Origin of the sequence: Glutamicibacter sp. MNS18 (assembly GCF_026107515.2) — a bacterium.
Lineage (GTDB): Bacteria > Actinomycetota > Actinomycetes > Actinomycetales > Micrococcaceae > Glutamicibacter.
The window spans coordinates 204044-220707 of sequence record NZ_JAPCHW010000006.1 but is presented as its reverse complement, the minus strand read 5'-3'; the positions used below and the strand labels follow the sequence as shown (position 1 = coordinate 220707).

Sequence of the window (16664 nt, the reverse complement as noted above, 5' to 3'; positions counted from 1 at the left end):
TTTAGTGGCCAAGCTGTATTTCCGCTACGGGGCGATGAATTCGGGTAAGTCGACGAGCCTGCTTCAGGCTGCGTTCAACTACGAGGAGCGTGGCCAGCGCATTGCCCTGGCCAAGCCCGGGGTCGACACCAAGGGGGATACCGCCATCGTGTCCCGGCTGGGGTTGCGCCGTGAGGTGGACTTCGTGGTGGCTCCGCAGGACGACCTGCGTGAACAGTTCACCGCCATGGCCTCGGGTGAGGACCCCGAAGCGTTGCTCACCCATGTGGACGCCCCGCCGGTGGCCTGCCTGCTGGTGGATGAAGCCCAGTTCCTGACCCGTGCCCAGGTCGATGACCTGCTGCGCATTGCGGTGTTGGACGGGGTGCCGGTGCTGGCCTACGGAATTCGCACGGACTTCCGCACCCATGCCTTCCCCGGGTCGGCCCGTTTGATGGAACTGGCGCATTCATTGGAAGAGCTGAAGACGATTTGCCGGTGCGGTTCCAAGGCCATGTTCAATACGCGGCGTGTGGGTGATGCCGTGGTGTTTGACGGTGACCAGGTGGCCATTGACGGTGAGGACGTCTGGTACGAGTCGCTGTGTGCCCGGTGCTATCTGGAGATTTCCGGCGGACAGCTGGGTTAGGAAACCCCGACCGGGTGTCTCAGCTTCCGAACGGTTCCTCCAACCGGCCGGCGGGCAACAATACGATGTGGGCCCAGATGGCGGCGGTGAAGACCAGCACGAATGCGAGCAACCCCAGCCCCAGGGACTGGGACGTGGCCTCTGCTGGGCTTACACCACGCACGGCAAACAGACTGGCCAGCAGCAGACCCGCCACGGCATAACCGGCCGACAGGAAGCCGGACACGATCATCTTCTGGGTCTGGTACCAATGCCCGTGCTTCCAGAAATCCAGGGCGCAGCAGGAACCGATGGCGAAGAAGACGGCGGCCACCGCGCCGCCGATCAGCAGTACCAGGGCAGTGGGACTGTATCCCAGGCCGTCGGGACCGGCATGCCGGACCAGATGCGAGGGCAGCTGCTCCCTGAACAACCAATAGCCGAGGGCTACCAGCAGCAGTGCGCCGGCCGGCGCCAGCAACAGCAGACGCAGTTTCGGTAACGGGGTATTCCGCGGATCGGCACCGGGGGTTCCAAGCTGCGAAGGCATGGTGGACACCTCCTACTTCCTGTCATGTCGGGGTAGTAGTCCGTCCACGGCGCGTTGCAGGGCCCATTCGAAACCGTCGGGCTGATCGGAGCCGTCCACATCCAGCTGGACCAGGTTCTGCCGGTAGGCCACCGATCCGAGGATGTGGTTCAGCAGCAGCTGCCGGCCGAAGTCCGCTTCCTGCGCCTCTAGGCCGGCGGACCGCAACAGGTCATGCAGTTGGCTCAGCGGTCGCAACTCGGTGGTTTGCAGGGCGCTGGCAACCTCCATGACCTCCGGACTGTCCTGGATCGGCAACAACGTCAGGTAGAGCTTGCGAGAAAGCTGTAGTAGCGCCTGACGAGGATCCGGGAAATCGTGCGGGTCGACTTCCAGATGCGGGGCGTTCAGCAGCTGGGCGGCCACCTGGGCCAACAGTTCCTGCTTGTTTTTCACATGCCAGTACAACGCACCGACCTGGACTTCGAGCTCCTTGGCCAAACGCCGCATGGACAGATCCGCCAACCCGAACCGCTGCAGGATGTCTACTGCGGTGCTCACTACTGCGGATTGTGTCAGGGCCATACCCTCCAGTCTAGGGCCAGCGCCGTCGAATGGGTGGCTCGGGCTGCGTCGCGGCATGGGTTGGCAGTAACCTGAGTCGCAGGTGGTGTTGCGCGAGGTGGGGGTGGCGTTGATGGTCCCGAAGGTGGATTTCAAGAGGGAACTGGAGTCGTATCGAGCCCCGCGCGGCACGTTCCAGCAGCTGCAGGTTCCATCCTTGCAGTACCTGATGATCGACGGGCAGGGGGATCCGAACAGCTCGCCGGCCTTCACCCGGGGAATCGAGGCACTGTATCCGCTGGCCTACAAGCTGAAGTTCCTGAGCAAGCTGGAGCTGGGCCGCGACTACGTGGTGATGCCCCTGGAGGGGCTGTGGTGGGCCGATGACATGGAGAGCTTCACTTCGCGCCGGGACAAGTCCACCTGGAGCTGGACGCTGATGATCATGGTGCCTGACTGGCTGGGTGCAGGCCATTTTGACCGCGCTTTCGAGCAAGCCACCGCCAAGACCCCTCCGACGGGAATCGACAGGGTGCGTTTGGCGAAGCTGGAGGAGGGCCTGTGCGTCCAGACCCTGCATGTGGGTTCCTTCGACGAGGAAGGCCCGGTGCTGGAAAAGATGCACACCGAGGCGATTTCGGGGGCGGGTCTGCAACTGGTCGGCAAGCACCACGAGATCTACCTCAGCGATTTCCGCCGCACGGCACCGGACAAACTGCGTACTATCCTGCGGCAACCAGTGCGACCAGCCTAGGAGGATAAGTCCAGAAACGCTGGAGTGAAACAGCAGACCCCTTGACCGGAAACTTTTTTGGCCACGGGGACTTTTGGTCCTGGTCCGACCCTTGCGGTGTTTTTCTCTGGACTTGCTCCGCCGATGGCAATGCTTCGGCGGGTACCCCTATGGCAACGAGGGGTTGGGTGGACCGGAAGAACCTGAGGTCAGGGCCGGTAGGGTGGTGCCTGCGGAACCGATAAGGAAGGGTTTGCATGGAAGAACCGACACGTGCGCAACGGGCGCTGCTGGATGGGCTGGTTGAGGCCGGAGGGTTGTACGCCCCGGTCCTGGAGGCGCAATTCGCACAATGCCTGACTTGGAATGATGAGATTTGTGCCGAATGCTTCTACGTGAAGCCGACCGTGGGCGCCCCGCGCCTGCCCTCCGGCTCCGAGAAACCCATGGGGTTCTCGGCCACGACAACGGAAGGCCCGGACGGCGCCATGGTGTTGTTGTGGCATACCGGAGGGATGGTGGATTGGGTGGAGATCTCCTGGGTGGGCGAGGAACACCCGCCCCTGGAACGGCTGCGTGTCGACAAGGAGTAGGTCAGCGAGGACGCCCAGCCAGTTGGTAGACGGATCGGTCTAATTGGACTAGTCTGTCTATCGGAGGTCCCCTATGCGCAACAAACCCGATACCCGCAGTAAGCTGCTGGACGCCGCGGCCCGGCTCTTTTACGCCCACGGAATCTCGGCCACCGGCATCGACGCGGTCATCGCCGAAGCCGGTGTGGCCAAGATGAGCCTGTACAACAACTTCGAATCCAAGGCCGGGTTGGTCCAGGCGTATCTCGAGGCCCGCCACCAGCAGTGGCTTGACCTCTACAGGGCACGGCTCGGCGAGGAGCCCGGGGGCCACGACGGGGTCATGGCCGTGGTCGGCGCCTACCTCGACCATGCCGAAGCCGGTTATGAGCACGGGTTCCGTGGCTGCGGACTGCTGAATGCCGCCGCAGAGCTCGAAGCCAGCGACCCCGGCCGCAAGATCGTGGCGGCTCACAAGGAGGAAGTCGAGCAATTCCTGCAGGGGCACCTTGGGAAGCTCACGTCACCGGATACGGCGCGCGATCTGGCCGAGCGGATTTCCTACCTGCTCGAAGGCGCGATTTCCCGGGCCGGGCTGGAGGGGGACAGCCGGCGGTTGCGCCGTGCCGGCGACATGATCAGTTCCATGGTCCGTGCCCTGTGATCCGCGGGCGCTCCGGCGGGATTGCCGTACTGCTGATCACCTCGGTCCTCTGGGGTACCACCGGCACCGCCGCGGCCCTGGCCCGGGATGTCTCGCCGTTGGCCATCGGCGCCGTGTCACTGGGAATCGGCGGACTGCTGCAGGCAGTGGTGGCGCTGCGACCCCTGCGACGTGCCCACGGGAAATTGGCTCAGCACAAGGTGCTGCTGGCCCTGGGTGGCTTCGGAGTGCTGGTCTACCCGCTGGCCTTCTATAGCTCCATGCACCTGGGCGGGGTGGCACTGGGCACCGTGATCTCCCTGGGGTCGGCACCGCTGTTCTCCGGGGTGCTGGAGCGGATGATCGACTCGGTGCGGCTCAGCCGCCGCTGGTATCTCGCCGCGACCCTGGGCATTGCAGGAAGCGCTTTGCTGGGGTTCTCACGATCGGCCCAGCCGAGCGTGGACACCGGGCAGGTGGTGGGTAGCTGCCTTCTGGGGCTGGTGGCTGGCGCAAGTTACGCCTTGTACTCCTGGGTGACCGGCCGGCTGCTGGCCAATGGCATTGACCGTGGAGCCGCCGTGGGCGCGGTCTTCGGGCTGGGAGGAGTGCTGCTCATGCCGGTCCTGTTGGCCACCGGGGCGCCGCTGCTGGCCAGCCCCGCGAACATCGCGGTCGCGGCCTATCTGGCACTGATCCCGATGTTCGTCGGGTACCTGTTGTTCGGGCTGGCGCTGACGAAGGTGTCGGCCAGTACCGCCACCACCGTGACCCTCAGCGAGCCGGCGGTGGCTGCCGCGCTCGCCGTCTGGGTGGTCGGCGAACGGCTGGGCGTCACTGGCTGGATCGGCATGGTCCTGATCGGGGTGGCCCTGACGGTGCTGGTGGCACGTTCACGCACCCTCAAGCCCGGCTCAGAACTTCCCGTATCCGTGTCCGGCACATGACGGCGCGGCTGGCTGGGCTCGAGAATAACCAACCGGTTCGCTAAACTTTGGTTGTAAGAGCCCCTAACTCTTGCATTGCGCCCTTTCGGGCCAGGTGAGCAGGACAGGGGCATATTTTTTGCCCGGTACCGTGCCGGGCCGGCGCGAAGCACGCCGGTACCACTGCTTTATGCAAGGGGGAGGATCCCATGCCAGCAATCGTGATCGTCGGCGCCCAATGGGGCGACGAAGGCAAGGGGAAGGCCACCGACCTACTCGGTGGCAAGGTCGACTACGTAGTCAAGCCCAACGGTGGAAACAACGCCGGGCATACCGTGGTCGTTGGCGGTGAGAAGTACGAGCTCAAGCTCCTTCCCGCCGGCATCCTGTCCCCGAACGCCACCCCGATCATCGGCAACGGCTGCGTGGTGAACCTCGAGGCGCTCTTCGAGGAGATCGACGGCCTGGAAGCCCGTGGGGCGGACACCTCGAAACTTCGGGTTTCGGCCAACGCCCACCTGGTTGCCCCGTACCACCAGACCATGGACAAGGTCACCGAACGCTTTCTGGGTAAGCGTGCCATTGGCACCACCGGTCGCGGCATCGGTCCCACCTACATGGACAAGATCGGGCGTCTGGGCATCCGTGTCCAGGACGTCTTCGACGAATCCATCCTGCGCCAGAAGGTCGAGGGCGCACTGCGCCAGAAGAACGAACTGCTGGTCAAGGTCTACAACCGTCGTGCGGTGACCGTGGATGAGATCGTGGAGTACTTCCTGTCCTTCGCCGAACGCCTGCGCCCCCTGGTCATCGACTCGACCTATGTGCTGAACAAGGCGCTGGATGAGGGCAAGGTCGTCCTGATGGAAGGTGGCCAAGCCACGTTCCTGGACGTGGACCACGGGACCTACCCGTTTGTCACCTCGTCGAACCCCACTGCCGGCGGCGCCAGCGTGGGCTCGGGGATCGGACCGACCCGCATCAACCGCTCGATCGGCATCATCAAGGCCTACACCACCCGTGTGGGTGCCGGGCCGTTCCCCACCGAACTGTTCGACGAGATGGGTGAATACCTGCAGAAGACCGGTGGCGAGTTCGGTGTGAACACCGGCCGCCCACGCCGCTGCGGCTGGTACGACGCGGTGCTCGCCCGCCACGCCTCGCGCGTGAACGGCTTCACCGACTACTTCGTGACCAAACTGGACGTGCTGACCAATATCGAGAAGATTCCGGTCTGCGTGGCCTATGACGTGGATGGGGTGCGCCATGACGAGATGCCGATGACGCAGACCGAGTTCCACCATGCCAAGCCGATCTTCGAGTACTTCGACGGTTGGACCGAGGACATCACCGGAGCACGGACCCTGGAGGACCTGCCGGAGAACGCACGGAACTACATCCTGGCGTTGGAGGCCATCAGTGGTACCCGGATTTCCGCCATCGGCGTGGGCCCGGACCGTGACCAGACAATTGTGCGCCACGACCTGCTCAACGACTGATCCCCGGACCTCCGATGGATTCGAGGGGCCAGCGGTGTGGAGTGATTCCATGCTGCTGGCCCTTCTGGGTTTAAGACTCCGATCCGACTAGGATCGGAGTGTCCAGACGAACCGCCCGAGGAGAACTCCATGGCCGCGAAGGAACCAGCGATGTCGCCGTCGGACCTGCCAGTGGGGCCGGTGCTCGACCGGGCCGCCGGGGCGCGTCGTGCCGAGGTCGATGAGCTGCTGGCCCTGCACCGTGAGGTCAGCGGGTGCGAGCCGGTGGTGTGGGCCGGACGGATTCTCGGTTTTGGTGAATACGAGTACCGGTACGACAGTGGCCATTCGGGACGGGCGCCGCTGCTGGCTTTCGCTCCCGGGCCCACGAAACACACCGTCTACCTCAGCAATGATTTCAGCGAGCGCTGGCCGGAGCTGATGCAGCGGTTGGGAAAGTACCGCGCCAGCAAGGCCTGCCTGTACCTGACCAGGCTCAGCGCCGTGGACAAGGAGGTCCTGAAGGAGCTGCTGGAGCGTTCCCTGGCCGAGACGCTCGCGAACGACTAGGCGGACCAGGCTCCAGGGGGGTCGGGGTCGTGCCGAAGTGCCAGTGACGCGCTTGCCATGCTGCCTTGGGGCCGTTCACCGGCAGGGATGGCGCGTTCCGCAAGCGTCCGCTCCGCGGGGACAAAGCGTTCACCCCGCTCTTGGCCTGCGGGATCCGCCAGGTGGTGACTGCAGGGCGGATGCTGCAACACGAGGGGTGGTTGATGGCCACCCCAGAGGAAGTTGTAACGTGGATCACAATTGCTTGGTATGCGGGCGATACTATGGACAATTTGATCACTGCTACGGGATGTAGAAGTCATTCTGACATAATCACGTAGCATTCCACCCTCAGAATGCATGTTCTGTCTTTCGCGTTGTATTGTTTTCGACGATGCATCCTCTCGGAGTCGAAACCGAGTCAAGCAAACACACGGAAAGTTGCCTGAACCCATGAGCGAACACAGTCACCGCCCGACAAAGAAGTCTGCGGGACATGTCATTGTCGACACCTTGGAAGCCCACGGCGTGGAACGCGCCTACATTGTCCCGGGCGAAAGCTACCTCGATGTCTTGGACGGGTTGCATAAATCCTCCATCGAAACCGTGGTCACCCGCCATGAGGGCGGCGCCGCGTACATGGCCGAAGCCGACGGAAAATTGCATCAGCGCCCGGGTATCGCCATGGTGACCCGCGGCCCCGGTGCGGCCAACGCCCTGGTGGGACTGCATACGGCCTGGCAGGATTCCACGCCCATGGTGTTGTTCGTCGGGTTGATTCCCTTCGAACACCGCGAGAAGGAGGCTTTCCAGGAGTTCGACCCCAAGGCCTGGTTCGGTACCAGCGCCAAGCGCGTCATGGTCCTGGATCACCCGGAGCGGGCCAGCGAAGTAGTCGCCGAGGCCATGTTCGCCGCCATGTCCGGGCGTCCCGGACCGGTGGTTGTCGGCCTGCCGGAGGACATCATCACCAGGGACATCCCCGCGGAGATCCACCCGACGATCCCGGTGGCTACCGGCGGCATGACGGTGACCGACTGGAAGGCCCTGAACTCCGCGCTGCAGGAAGCGGAGAAACCGTTGTTTGTCTTCGGCGGCAACGACTGGTCCCATGAAGGCGCCGAGATCTTTACCCGCTGGCTGGAGGAGCACGACCTGCCGGCGGCAGCGGAATGGCGCTGCGAGGGCACCGTCCCCTTCGACTCCCCGTCCTATGTCGGCCCGATCGGCTATGGCCGGCCGCGTCCAACCTATGACCTGTTGGAGGAAACCGACCTACTGGTCTTCGTGGGCACTGTCCCGGGCGACGTGATCACCAACGGTTTCACCACGCGCCAGAACTGGGAAAAGAACAACTTCCTGGTCACCATCGATCCCTCCCTGCGGGGCCGTTCGGGCCCTGTTTCCCACCAGATCGTGGCTAAGCCCGATGTGTTCGTCCGCGACCTGGTGCTGATGGACCTAACGGTCAAGGACTCCTGGAAGGAATGGACCGCCCGTATGCGCGGGGAACAGGAGAAATTCGCGTCTTTGCCAGAGGCCGAGCCGGGCGACGGCCAGGCGAAGATGGCGACCCTGATGGCGAACCTGGTTCCCACCCTGCCACGTGATGCCATGGTTACCTTCGGTGCCGGTGAACACACCAACTGGGCGCATCGCTACTTCCCCACCAATGGTTACGCCTCGATGATCTCGGCACGCAACGGCTCCATGGGCTACTCGATCCCCTCGGCCGTGGCCGCCTCGCTGTCCTACCCGGAACGTCGCGTGGTCACCATCGCCGGCGACGGTGAGTTCCTGATGAACGGACAGGAACTGGCTACCGCCGCGCAGTACGGGGCTACTCCGCTGGTGATCGTCATGGACAACCAGCAGTATGGGACCATTCGTACCCACCAGGAGCGCGACTACCCGGGACGTGTGTCGGGCACGCAGTTGAAGAACCCAGATTTCGCCCAGATGGCCGAGTCCTTCGGCGGCTTCGGCGTCCGTGTCGAAAACGACGCCGATGTACCGGCGGCCATCGACGCGGCACTGGCGGCCATCGACGAGCAGGGTTCGTTCGCCCTGATCCACCTGGTGGTGGAGCAAGGCGTCAAGGCCTACTGATACCCGCCGGGGCCACCACCCCAGGGCCACGCAGCCGGCCCCCGCACTGACGAGATCAGTGCGGGGGCCTATCTGGCTGGCGGGGACCGGAAGACCCCGGGTAACCGGCATGTCCTGCCGTTACCGTGCAGCCTGATCCGGCACACCGCTGAGGCTGGCAACTCGTGGCACGGGGATCGGCATGGGGCATCCCACCTCGCCGGGTGTCGTTGTTCGCACACCGGAGATTGATCACTGGAATCCGGCATGACAGCGGCCGTCAACCGACATAAGATGAATTGCTACAAATCATCATTCGAACCGAAGCGGAGTAGTCATGGCACAGATGGGCGCGGAGCTCATTGAACAGTGGGCGGATGCCACTGCGGAGATCTACAACGAGTCCCTGACCGGCATCAACTTGTCCCGGCTGGAATCGGCGGTGGACAAGTACATCGAGCTTTTTGCCGAAACCGAGGACCTGACCTTCAACCCGGATGTGACCCCGCTGGATTATTTCGAGCGTCATCCTTTCCACGCCGTCACCACGATCCTGAACATGCCCGAAGCCCAGGAAGTGCTCGACTCGGATCAACTGGACGAGTTGGATGCGATTGCCGACTTCACCGAGGCATGGAACAACTTCGATGCAGAGCAGGAACCCGAACTGGGTATCTCCGAGGCTGACGACGAGGAAGAAGACTGGTAAACCGGCCGCACCAATGCCGTCAAGGAAGGCCCCGGATCATGATCCGGGGCCTTTTCCCTATGGAACCCACCGTTCTGGCTTGGGAATTACCATTCGGGTATTCCCAACCGGTCGCGCAGGTGGCACGATGCGCATATGAGCCAGTTCACCGTTTTCGAAAGCGTGGAGATCATCCACCTGCCGGTTCGCAGGGTCTGGGAGCTGCTGACGGACTGGGGGTCGGCCAACCTGTGGATGCCCCAGGTCACCTACATGGAGCCCAATGAGGACCCGCCGCGGGTAGGGACGATCCTGGACTACCGGACCGAGAAGTATACCCGGCAGTTCGTGATCCACGACCTCATCGAGCAAGCCGCATTGGTGTTGCATACGGCCGAGGACTCGGACAGCCTGTCCTACCGTTTCGATCTGAGCGACAAGGGCGCCGACACACAGGTCATCGTGCAGGTATCCATCATCGACCCCGACCTGTCGGTCGCCGAGTGCGAACAGCTGGCCGAACAGGTACGCGTGATCGATGAACCCATGCTGGCCCGACTCAAGGAGTATGCGCAGAAGGCGCCATAACCCCGGGCCTGCTAATCCCCGGCATCGGCGGAGGAATCCCGGGGTGTGGCCTGCGCTCCGGTTTCCAGACTCGAATACACTGCGCCCGGTTCGAAGTCGCTATGGGCGAAGAGCTCATCCACCGTGACCAACGTGTAGCCCTCGGCCTGCAGCATGTCCACCAGCTCCGGAACCGCCTGGAGCGAGGTTTCGTGGATGTCATGCAAGAGGACCACCGAACCGGGTTTGACCTCTTCACGGGTGATGTCCACGGTCTTCTGCGGGTCATGGTGCGACCAATCCAGGGTGTCGACATCCCAGAGTAGCAAGGGGGTGGGGATCAACCTGTTGTAGACCGCGCCGTTGGCACCATAGGGAGGGCGGAAGACCGTGGGGGTAACCCCCGCGGCCTGTTCCACGGCCTCATCGGTCCACTGCACCTCGTGCTCGATCCCCTCGCGGGTCAGTGTGGTGATGTCCTGGTGGTCGTAGCTGTGGCTGCCGACCTGGTGTCCCTCGTCCACCATGCGCTGCACGGTCTGCGGATGGTTGCCCACGTTCTTGCCCAGGACGAAGAAGGTGGCCGGTGCGTGGTGTTCGGCCAGTACATCCAGTAGTGCCTCGGTGTAGCGGCCCGGTCCGTCGTCAAAGGTGAGCGCGACGCAGGCCACCTGCTGGCAGTTGACCTGCTCGGCCGGTTCCGTGGCGGATGCCGGGTCCGCGGCAGGTGCGGAGCCGCTACTGGCGCAACCGGCCAGCATCGGAAGCAGCAAGGCGGGGATCAGCCACAGGCAATGGTGGCGCCGATTCGTGGAACGCATGATTCCACTGTGCGTGGTTCGTTCCCGAATGGGAAACTGCCACGCACGCCGTCCAGCAACTTCCTAGCCGCGGGCATGGCGAAGCCCGGCGGGTGCCGGTGCATGGTGCACCGAAGCCGCCGGGCCCGCAGTCAAGGGATCGGCTACTCGGCGTCGTGGTCTGTTTCCAGCACGGCCGCCAGGGTTTCCAGTGCCTGTTCCGCGCCTTCACCTTCGGCACGCAGCACGACCTTGGTTCCGTACTCGGCGCCCAGGCCCATCAGGGACAGGATGCTGGAGGCGTCCAGCGCCTCGTCGGCCGGTTCGTTTTCCAGGGCGATGGTGACTTCCACCGGCTGCTCGGCGGCGGCTTCGGCGAAGATGGCTGCCGGGCGGGCGTGCAGCCCGACACGGCTGGCAATGGTTGCGATACGTTCTGCCATGATGACTCCTAGTGTTGGTGGCGGATTAGTTGGTTTACAGGCCGAAAAGTTCGAGTTCGGGTAGTTCGGCGCGCACCAGGCTGCGGGCCTCGGCGGCGTGCGATGCGCCCAGCGCCAGCCGGGCGAGGCGCTGCGCCTTCTCCGGATCCACGCTGCCCAGCACCCGGGCGACGGCCGGCAGTGCGCGCTTGTTCATCGACAGGGTGGCAACCCCCAGCCCGACCAGCACGACCGCCAGCGCCGGGTCGGCCGCGGCCTCGCCGCAGACCCCGACCGGTTTGTTCCCGGCGGCCTGCGCACCACGGACGGTGGCCTGCACCAGGTGCAGCACCGCCGGCTGCCAGGGGTCGTTGAACGCCGCCAGGGTGCCCAATTGGCGGTCGGCGGCCATGGTGTACTGGGTCAGGTCGTTGGTGCCGATCGAGGCGAAGTCGCAGGCGCCGAGGATCGGCTCGGCCAACACGGCCGCGGAGGGCACCTCCACCATCACCCCGGCGGTGGACAGTCCGGCTTCACGGACCATGGCATCGAAGTCCGCGGCCTCGGCGGGGGTGGAGATCATCGGGGCCATGACCCACACCTCGGCCGCGGTTTGCTTCGCGGCTTCGGCAATGGCCGCCAACTGGCGGGCCAGCACCCCTGGAACGGTGGCATCGGTGCGGTAGCCGCGCACCCCGAGGGCGGGGTTCGGTTCGCTGGTATCGGTCAGGAAAGGCAGCGGCTTGTCGGCCCCGGCATCCAGGGTGCGCACCACCACCTTCTTCCCGGCGAAGGCCTCGAACACCGCACGGTAGGCCTCGACCTGTTCCTCGGCGGTGGGCTCTGCATCCCGACCGAGGAAACAGAATTCGGTGCGCAGCAACCCGACACCTTCGGCACCGGCAGCGGCCGCGGCTTGTGCGTCGACGCCGCTGCCCACATTGGCCAGCAACGGCACCGCGGTGCCATCGGCCAGCCGTCCCCGGCCGTCGAAATCCGGTAGCGGCTGGCGTTGCGTATAGGCCAGGGCCAGGTCCCGTTCGGCTGGCCCGGGGTTCTGGACCACCTGGCCGGTGATCCCATCCACGAACAGTAGTTCGCCGTCGACCAGGGAACCGGTGCCCGCGGCCGCCACGACGGCCGGCAGGCCCAGCGACCGGGCGATGATGGCCGTATGCGACTGCGGACCGCCTTCGGAGGTGACCAGCGCCAGGACCTTGGACGGATCCAGGGTTGCGGTGTCGGCCGGGGCCAGGTCCACCGCCGCGAGGACAAACGGCTCGTCGGAGTCCGGGATGCCCGGGGCCGGAACCCCGCGCAATTGGGCCACAATGCGGGCGCGCACGTCGAGCACGTCGGTGGCCCGTTCGGCCATGTATCCGCCCAGCGCACCGAGCTGGGTGGCCACCGCGTCGGCGGCCTCCCAGATCGCCGATTCGGCGCTGGTCCCCGACTGCACCAGGGCGATCGCCGATTTGAGCAGGGTGCGGTCGCCGGCCATCAACGCGGTGGCCTTCAACACCGCCTGTGCGTCCCCGGTGGCCGCGGCGGCGCGGGCCTTGAGCCCGGCGGCCACTGCGGCGGTGGCCTCGCCCAGGCGTTCGGCTTCGCTTTCCGCGGTGGTGCCCTCGGGTAACGGGGCCCCATCGGCGGGGGCCGCCAGCGGTTCGGGCATGCGGCGCACCGGGCCGATCACCCGGCCGGCGCTGACCCCGACGCCCTGGAATTCTCGGGACTCTTCGCGGCTCATGCCGCCACCTCCGTCGTGCTCTTGGCACCCTTGCGGGCGTACTTCTTCAGGCCCACCACCAGCAGGCCGGAAACGATGGTTCCCACCAGGACCGAAACGATGAACATCGGCCAGGTGCCGTTCATGGCGAAGAAGACGAAGATCCCGCCGTGCGGGGCCTGGCTGACCACCTCAAAGGCCATGATCATCGAGCCGGTAACCCCGGCCCCGACCATCGAGGCCGGGATGACGCGCAGCGGGTCGGCCGCGGCGAAGGGGATCGCGCCTTCGGAGATGAACGCGGCACCCAGCAGCCAGGCGGCCTTGCCGTTCTCCCGTTCGGCGGGGCTGAACAGCTTCGGGCTGACCAGCGTGGCCAGGGCCATCGCCAGCGGCGGCACCATACCAGCGGCCATCACCGCGGCCATGATCATCCAGGGGGCCTGGTTGCCGATCGCCCCGGCACCGAGCCCGGCCACGGCGAAGGCGTAGGCGACCTTGTTGACCGGTCCACCCAGGTCGAAGGCCATCATCAGGCCCAGGATCAGCCCCAGCAGGGCAGCCCCGGTGCCGCTCATCGAGGACAGGAAGGTGTTCAGCGCCTCGGTCAACTGGGCGATGGGACCGCCCAGGAACAGGAACATCAGCCCGGAGGCGATAATCGAACCCAGCAGCGGCACGATGACCACCGGCATCAGGCCCCGAGCCCACTTGGGCACATTCCAGGAGGTGATCCAACGGGAGGCCAGCCCGGCGATCAGGCCGCCGATGATACCGCCCAGGAACCCGGCCCCCATGAACCCGGCCACCGCACCGGCGGTGAACCCCGGGGCGATGCCCGGACGATCGGCATATGCGTAGGCGATATAGCCGGCCAGGGCGGGAACCAGGAAGGCCATGGACAGATTACCGATTTGGAAGGCCACCGCACCCAGGTAGGCACCCAGCCCGCCCTCGGGCAGGTTGAACAGGGTGTTGCTGCCCAGGATGTCCTCGGCTACGTCGGTGATGTCGTAGCCGCCGAGCAGGAAGCCCAACGCGATCAGCAGGCCGCCGCCGGCGACAAACGGGATCATGTAGGACACGCCGGTGAGCAGGGCGCGTTTCAGCCCGGCCCCGAAGGACTCCTTCTTGCCTGACTGTTCCTGCTTCTGTTCCTCGGAACGGGCGGCCGGGACCCGGCGGGCGTTCGGATCGGTGGACGCGGCGATGGCATCGTTGATCAGCTTGGCCGGTTCGTCGATACCGCGTTTGACCGGCACCTGGATGACCGGTTTGCCGGCGAAGCGGCCGCGGTCGCGTACATCCACGTCCACCGCGAAGATCACTGCGTCGGCTGCGTTGATCTGGTCCGTGGACAGGGACGTGGAACCGGAGGACCCCTGGGTTTCCACCGCGAAGTCCACATCGAGTTCGGCAGCCGTTTGGGCCAGCGAGTCCGCGGCCATGTAGGTATGGGCGATCCCGGTGGGGCAGGCGGTGACCGCAACGATCCGCTTGCGGGCCGGTGCCGCGGCCGCCGGAGCGGCCGGGGCGGGATCGGCCGGCACCGCTGCGGCTTTGGGGGTGTCGTCCAGGATCTCCCCGACCAGCTCGACGATCTGCTCAGGGCTCTTCGCCTCGCGCAGCGCGGCGGTGAAACTCTTCTTGACCAGTGCGCGGGCCAGCTTGGAAAGCAGTTTGAGATGGTCCTTGTCCGCCCCGTCCGGGGCCGCGATGAAGAACACCAGATCCGCCGGTCCGTCCTTGGCACCGAAATCCACCGGTGGGGCCAACCGGGCCATCACCAGGGTTGGTTCGCTCACCGCGGCGGAGCGGCAGTGCGGGATGGCGATGCCGCCGGGAACACCGGTGGCGGTCTTTTCCTCGCGGGCCCGCGCGTCCGCGGCCAACGCCGCCGCGTCGCTGGCGCGGCCCTCGGCGGCCACCATCCGGGCCAGCCGGTCGATGACTTCTAACGTGCTCGTACCCAGGGAGGTATCCAGGCTGACGAGCCGGGGGTTGATCAGTTCGGTCATGACTGCATCCTTGGCTTCTAGAACAGGCCCGTGACGTTGACGGCGTCACCGGCGAGGTGGTCGGGGGAGGGGATGGTGGAACCCGGCAGGGCGACGGCGGCCGACCCGTAGGCGACGGCGTGGGCCAGGCGCTGTGGTGCGCTCTGCCCGCGGACATCGCTGATCAGGTAGCCGGCCAGGGCCGAGTCGCCGGCCCCGACGGTGGAACGGGTGGTGACCGGTGCATGGGTGGCGTGCCAGGCACCCTGCCCGGTGACCAGCACCGCGCCCTGGGCACCGAGGGTGGCCAACACCGCACCGATACCGCGCTGTACCAGGTAGTTGGCGGCCTGAGCCGCCTCACCGGGTGACTGCTCGAAACCGACCGCGGAATCCTGGGCCACCAGTTCGGTCAGCTCCTCCGCATTCGGTTTGATCAGATCCGGAAGGTGGGCCGTATCGAAGGCGAAGAGCCTGGTCAACGGGGCGCCGGAGGTGTCCACGGCGATCTGTGGTGCCCTTGCCCCGTATTCGCCACGTACCGCGGCACACAGGGTGGCGTAGAAGTCGGGACTGACCCCCGGGGGTAGTGAACCGGCCAGCACCAGCCAGGCTGCGCCGGCGCTGAGGTCCAGCACCGTTTCGGTGATCCGTTTGATGGTGGGCTCATCGAGTTGCGGGCCGGGCTCGTTGATCTTGGTGGTGGTGCCGTCGGGGTCGGTGATGGTGATGTTGGTACGCAACGCCTGCTCGATGGACACCGCCCGGTAGGGCAGCTGGTCGGCGGCCAGCGACTGGACCAGCTTGTCGTTCGCCGCCCCGGGCAACACGGCCAGGACCTCTTGCCCGGCCTGGTCGATGGCCCGGGCGACGTTGACCCCCTTGCCCGCGGCCTGGATGTGGCTGCTGGCGGCGCGTTGTACCTCGCCAGGGGCCAACGGCAGGCTGAGCTCCACGGTCTGGTCGAGTGACGGGTTCATTGTCAGGGTGACGATCATGCCACAACCACCTCTACCTCGGCCGCGTCAAGGGCGGCGGCCAGTTCCGGGTCCGGGAACTTCTCCGTGACCAGCGTGTCGATTTGTTCCAGGGTGGCGAATTGCACCAGTGTCAGTGACCCGTGTTTCGAGGCGTCGGCCAGCACCACAACCCGCTGCGCACTGCGTGCGATGGCCGCCTTGACGCTGGCCTCCAGCGGATCGGGGGTGCTCAGCCCGAACTCGGGGTGCAGGGCGTTGGTCCCCAGAAAGGCGATATCGGCCCGCAACCGGCTGTAAGCCAGCACCGTGTCGGCGCCGGTGGCCGCGTTGGTCAACCCGCGGATCCGTCCCCCGATGACATCCAGCGACAGCTGCGGGTTGCCGCTGATGCGCGCAGCGATGGGCAACGCGTGCGTGATGACCAGGCAGTCGCCGCTCCGGTGCCGGGCCAATTCCTCGGCAAGGATCTCGGTGGTCGTGCCGGCATCGATCATGACCGAGGTCATCTCGGTGGGTAGTAGCGCGTAGGCGGCTTCGGCGATGGCCCGTTTGGACTGCGCGTGGATCGTGGTCCGGGCGCTATGGCTTTCCTCGCGGGTGCTGGCCGAATCGGCCCCAACTGCCCCACCATGGACACGGCGCAACAGCCCCGCGGCCTCCAGCTGTGCCAGGTCGCGGCGCACGGTTTCGCGGGTGATGTCGAACCGCTCCGAGAGTTCGGCGACGCTCACCTTCCCGTGCGCGGCGAGGGACTCTGAAATGAGTCGGTGCCTCTCCTCGGCAAACATGCCA

18 protein-coding genes are annotated in these 16664 nt (G+C 65.5%); 10 read left to right on the top strand and 8 right to left on the bottom strand.

What is annotated here, in order from left to right; genetic code table 11:
- The first annotated feature begins 4 nt into the window (after positions 1-4).
- Positions 5-628 carry a thymidine kinase gene (locus OK351_RS10760; protein ID WP_265158711.1) on the top strand — a complete coding sequence of 208 codons (624 nt, stop codon included), beginning with the start codon at positions 5-7 and terminating at the stop codon, positions 626-628.
- Positions 629-647: 19 nt separating this feature from the next.
- Here the strand turns inward: OK351_RS10760 and OK351_RS10755 are convergent, their stop codons facing one another.
- Complete coding sequence (locus OK351_RS10755; RefSeq protein ID WP_265158709.1) at positions 648-1157, bottom strand: hypothetical protein; 510 nt, start codon at positions 1155-1157, stop codon at positions 648-650.
- Between the two features lie 12 nt (positions 1158-1169).
- Complete coding sequence (locus OK351_RS10750) at positions 1170-1721, bottom strand: TetR/AcrR family transcriptional regulator (RefSeq protein ID WP_265158707.1); 552 nt, start codon at positions 1719-1721, stop codon at positions 1170-1172.
- A 112-nt stretch (positions 1722-1833) separates the two neighbouring features.
- Here OK351_RS10750 and OK351_RS10745 point away from each other — a divergent pair, with 112 nt between their 5' ends.
- The 9 genes from OK351_RS10745 (at position 1834) to OK351_RS10705 (ending at position 9965) form a co-directional block, all read left to right on the top strand.
- A complete protein-coding gene (locus OK351_RS10745; protein WP_265158952.1) occupies positions 1834-2454 on the top strand; it encodes a GyrI-like domain-containing protein in 621 nt (206 codons plus the stop codon).
- Between the two features lie 236 nt (positions 2455-2690).
- Positions 2691-3026 carry a hypothetical protein gene (locus OK351_RS10740; protein WP_265158705.1) on the top strand — a complete coding sequence of 112 codons (336 nt, stop codon included), beginning with the start codon at positions 2691-2693 and terminating at the stop codon, positions 3024-3026.
- A 73-nt stretch (positions 3027-3099) separates the two neighbouring features.
- Complete coding sequence (locus OK351_RS10735; protein ID WP_265158703.1) at positions 3100-3669, top strand: TetR/AcrR family transcriptional regulator; 570 nt, start codon at positions 3100-3102, stop codon at positions 3667-3669.
- Positions 3666-4595, top strand: a complete 930-nt coding sequence (locus OK351_RS10730) for a DMT family transporter (RefSeq protein WP_265158701.1) — start codon at positions 3666-3668, stop codon at positions 4593-4595. Before OK351_RS10735 ends, OK351_RS10730 begins: the two co-directional genes overlap by 4 nt.
- Before the next feature lie 188 nt (positions 4596-4783).
- A complete protein-coding gene (locus OK351_RS10725; RefSeq protein ID WP_265158699.1) occupies positions 4784-6073 on the top strand; it encodes an adenylosuccinate synthase in 1290 nt (429 codons plus the stop codon).
- A 129-nt stretch (positions 6074-6202) separates the two neighbouring features.
- Positions 6203-6622 carry a DUF1801 domain-containing protein gene (locus tag OK351_RS10720; protein WP_265158697.1) on the top strand — a complete coding sequence of 140 codons (420 nt, stop codon included), beginning with the start codon at positions 6203-6205 and terminating at the stop codon, positions 6620-6622.
- A 432-nt stretch (positions 6623-7054) separates the two neighbouring features.
- Positions 7055-8710: a thiamine pyrophosphate-dependent enzyme gene (locus OK351_RS10715; protein WP_265158695.1), complete on the top strand. Its 1656-nt coding sequence runs from the start codon at positions 7055-7057 to the stop codon at positions 8708-8710.
- A 316-nt stretch (positions 8711-9026) separates the two neighbouring features.
- Entirely contained in the window at positions 9027-9398 is a 372-nt protein-coding gene (locus OK351_RS10710) for a hypothetical protein (protein ID WP_265158693.1), read from the top strand.
- Between the two features lie 135 nt (positions 9399-9533).
- Complete coding sequence (locus OK351_RS10705) at positions 9534-9965, top strand: SRPBCC family protein (protein ID WP_265158692.1); 432 nt, start codon at positions 9534-9536, stop codon at positions 9963-9965.
- An 11-nt stretch (positions 9966-9976) separates the two neighbouring features.
- Here the strand turns inward: OK351_RS10705 and OK351_RS10700 are convergent, their stop codons facing one another.
- From OK351_RS10700 to OK351_RS10675, 6 genes are all read right to left on the bottom strand, one after another.
- The gene (locus tag OK351_RS10700) at positions 9977-10765 is read right to left on the bottom strand and encodes a polysaccharide deacetylase family protein (RefSeq protein WP_265158690.1); all 789 of its coding nucleotides are present in this window, start codon (positions 10763-10765) and stop codon (positions 9977-9979) included.
- Between the two features lie 143 nt (positions 10766-10908).
- Positions 10909-11187 (bottom strand): HPr family phosphocarrier protein, encoded by a 279-nt coding sequence (locus OK351_RS10695; protein WP_265158688.1) that lies wholly within the window; start codon positions 11185-11187, stop codon positions 10909-10911.
- A 34-nt stretch (positions 11188-11221) separates the two neighbouring features.
- Positions 11222-12916: a phosphoenolpyruvate--protein phosphotransferase gene (ptsP, locus tag OK351_RS10690; protein WP_265158686.1), complete on the bottom strand. Its 1695-nt coding sequence runs from the start codon at positions 12914-12916 to the stop codon at positions 11222-11224.
- Positions 12913-14913, bottom strand: coding sequence for a PTS fructose transporter subunit IIABC (locus OK351_RS10685; RefSeq protein ID WP_265158684.1), 2001 nt, complete (start codon positions 14911-14913; stop codon positions 12913-12915). The genes ptsP and OK351_RS10685 overlap by 4 nt, the downstream gene beginning before the upstream one ends.
- Before the next feature lie 17 nt (positions 14914-14930).
- Positions 14931-15890 carry a 1-phosphofructokinase family hexose kinase gene (locus tag OK351_RS10680; RefSeq protein ID WP_265158683.1) on the bottom strand — a complete coding sequence of 320 codons (960 nt, stop codon included), beginning with the start codon at positions 15888-15890 and terminating at the stop codon, positions 14931-14933.
- Positions 15887-16660, bottom strand: coding sequence for a DeoR/GlpR family DNA-binding transcription regulator (locus OK351_RS10675; RefSeq protein ID WP_265158950.1), 774 nt, complete (start codon positions 16658-16660; stop codon positions 15887-15889). Before OK351_RS10675 ends, OK351_RS10680 begins: the two co-directional genes overlap by 4 nt.
- Between the last annotated feature and the right edge of the window lie 4 nt (positions 16661-16664).

Excerpts from the sequence above, each read along its gene's own strand:
- OK351_RS10755 (WP_265158709.1), bottom strand. The coding sequence starts at position 1,157 with ATGCCTTCGCAGCTTGGAACCCCCGGTGCCGATCCGCGGAATACCCCG.
- OK351_RS10700 (WP_265158690.1), bottom strand. The coding sequence starts at position 10,765 with ATGCGTTCCACGAATCGGCGCCACCATTGCCTGTGGCTGATCCCCGCC.
- OK351_RS10720 (WP_265158697.1), top strand. The coding sequence starts at position 6,203 with ATGGCCGCGAAGGAACCAGCGATGTCGCCGTCGGACCTGCCAGTGGGG.
- OK351_RS10675 (WP_265158950.1), bottom strand. The coding sequence starts at position 16,660 with ATGTTTGCCGAGGAGAGGCACCGACTCATTTCAGAGTCCCTCGCCGCG.
- OK351_RS10715 (WP_265158695.1), top strand. The coding sequence starts at position 7,055 with ATGAGCGAACACAGTCACCGCCCGACAAAGAAGTCTGCGGGACATGTC.
- ptsP (WP_265158686.1), bottom strand. The coding sequence starts at position 12,916 with ATGAGCCGCGAAGAGTCCCGAGAATTCCAGGGCGTCGGGGTCAGCGCC.
- OK351_RS10710 (WP_265158693.1), top strand. The coding sequence starts at position 9,027 with ATGGCACAGATGGGCGCGGAGCTCATTGAACAGTGGGCGGATGCCACT.
- OK351_RS10725 (WP_265158699.1), top strand. The coding sequence starts at position 4,784 with ATGCCAGCAATCGTGATCGTCGGCGCCCAATGGGGCGACGAAGGCAAG.
- OK351_RS10735 (WP_265158703.1), top strand. The coding sequence starts at position 3,100 with ATGCGCAACAAACCCGATACCCGCAGTAAGCTGCTGGACGCCGCGGCC.
- OK351_RS10740 (WP_265158705.1), top strand. The coding sequence starts at position 2,691 with ATGGAAGAACCGACACGTGCGCAACGGGCGCTGCTGGATGGGCTGGTT.
- OK351_RS10695 (WP_265158688.1), bottom strand. The coding sequence starts at position 11,187 with ATGGCAGAACGTATCGCAACCATTGCCAGCCGTGTCGGGCTGCACGCC.
- OK351_RS10680 (WP_265158683.1), bottom strand. The coding sequence starts at position 15,890 with ATGATCGTCACCCTGACAATGAACCCGTCACTCGACCAGACCGTGGAG.
- OK351_RS10745 (WP_265158952.1), top strand. The coding sequence starts at position 1,834 with ATGGTCCCGAAGGTGGATTTCAAGAGGGAACTGGAGTCGTATCGAGCC.
- OK351_RS10705 (WP_265158692.1), top strand. The coding sequence starts at position 9,534 with ATGAGCCAGTTCACCGTTTTCGAAAGCGTGGAGATCATCCACCTGCCG.
- OK351_RS10685 (WP_265158684.1), bottom strand. The coding sequence starts at position 14,913 with ATGACCGAACTGATCAACCCCCGGCTCGTCAGCCTGGATACCTCCCTG.
- OK351_RS10750 (WP_265158707.1), bottom strand. The coding sequence starts at position 1,721 with ATGGCCCTGACACAATCCGCAGTAGTGAGCACCGCAGTAGACATCCTG.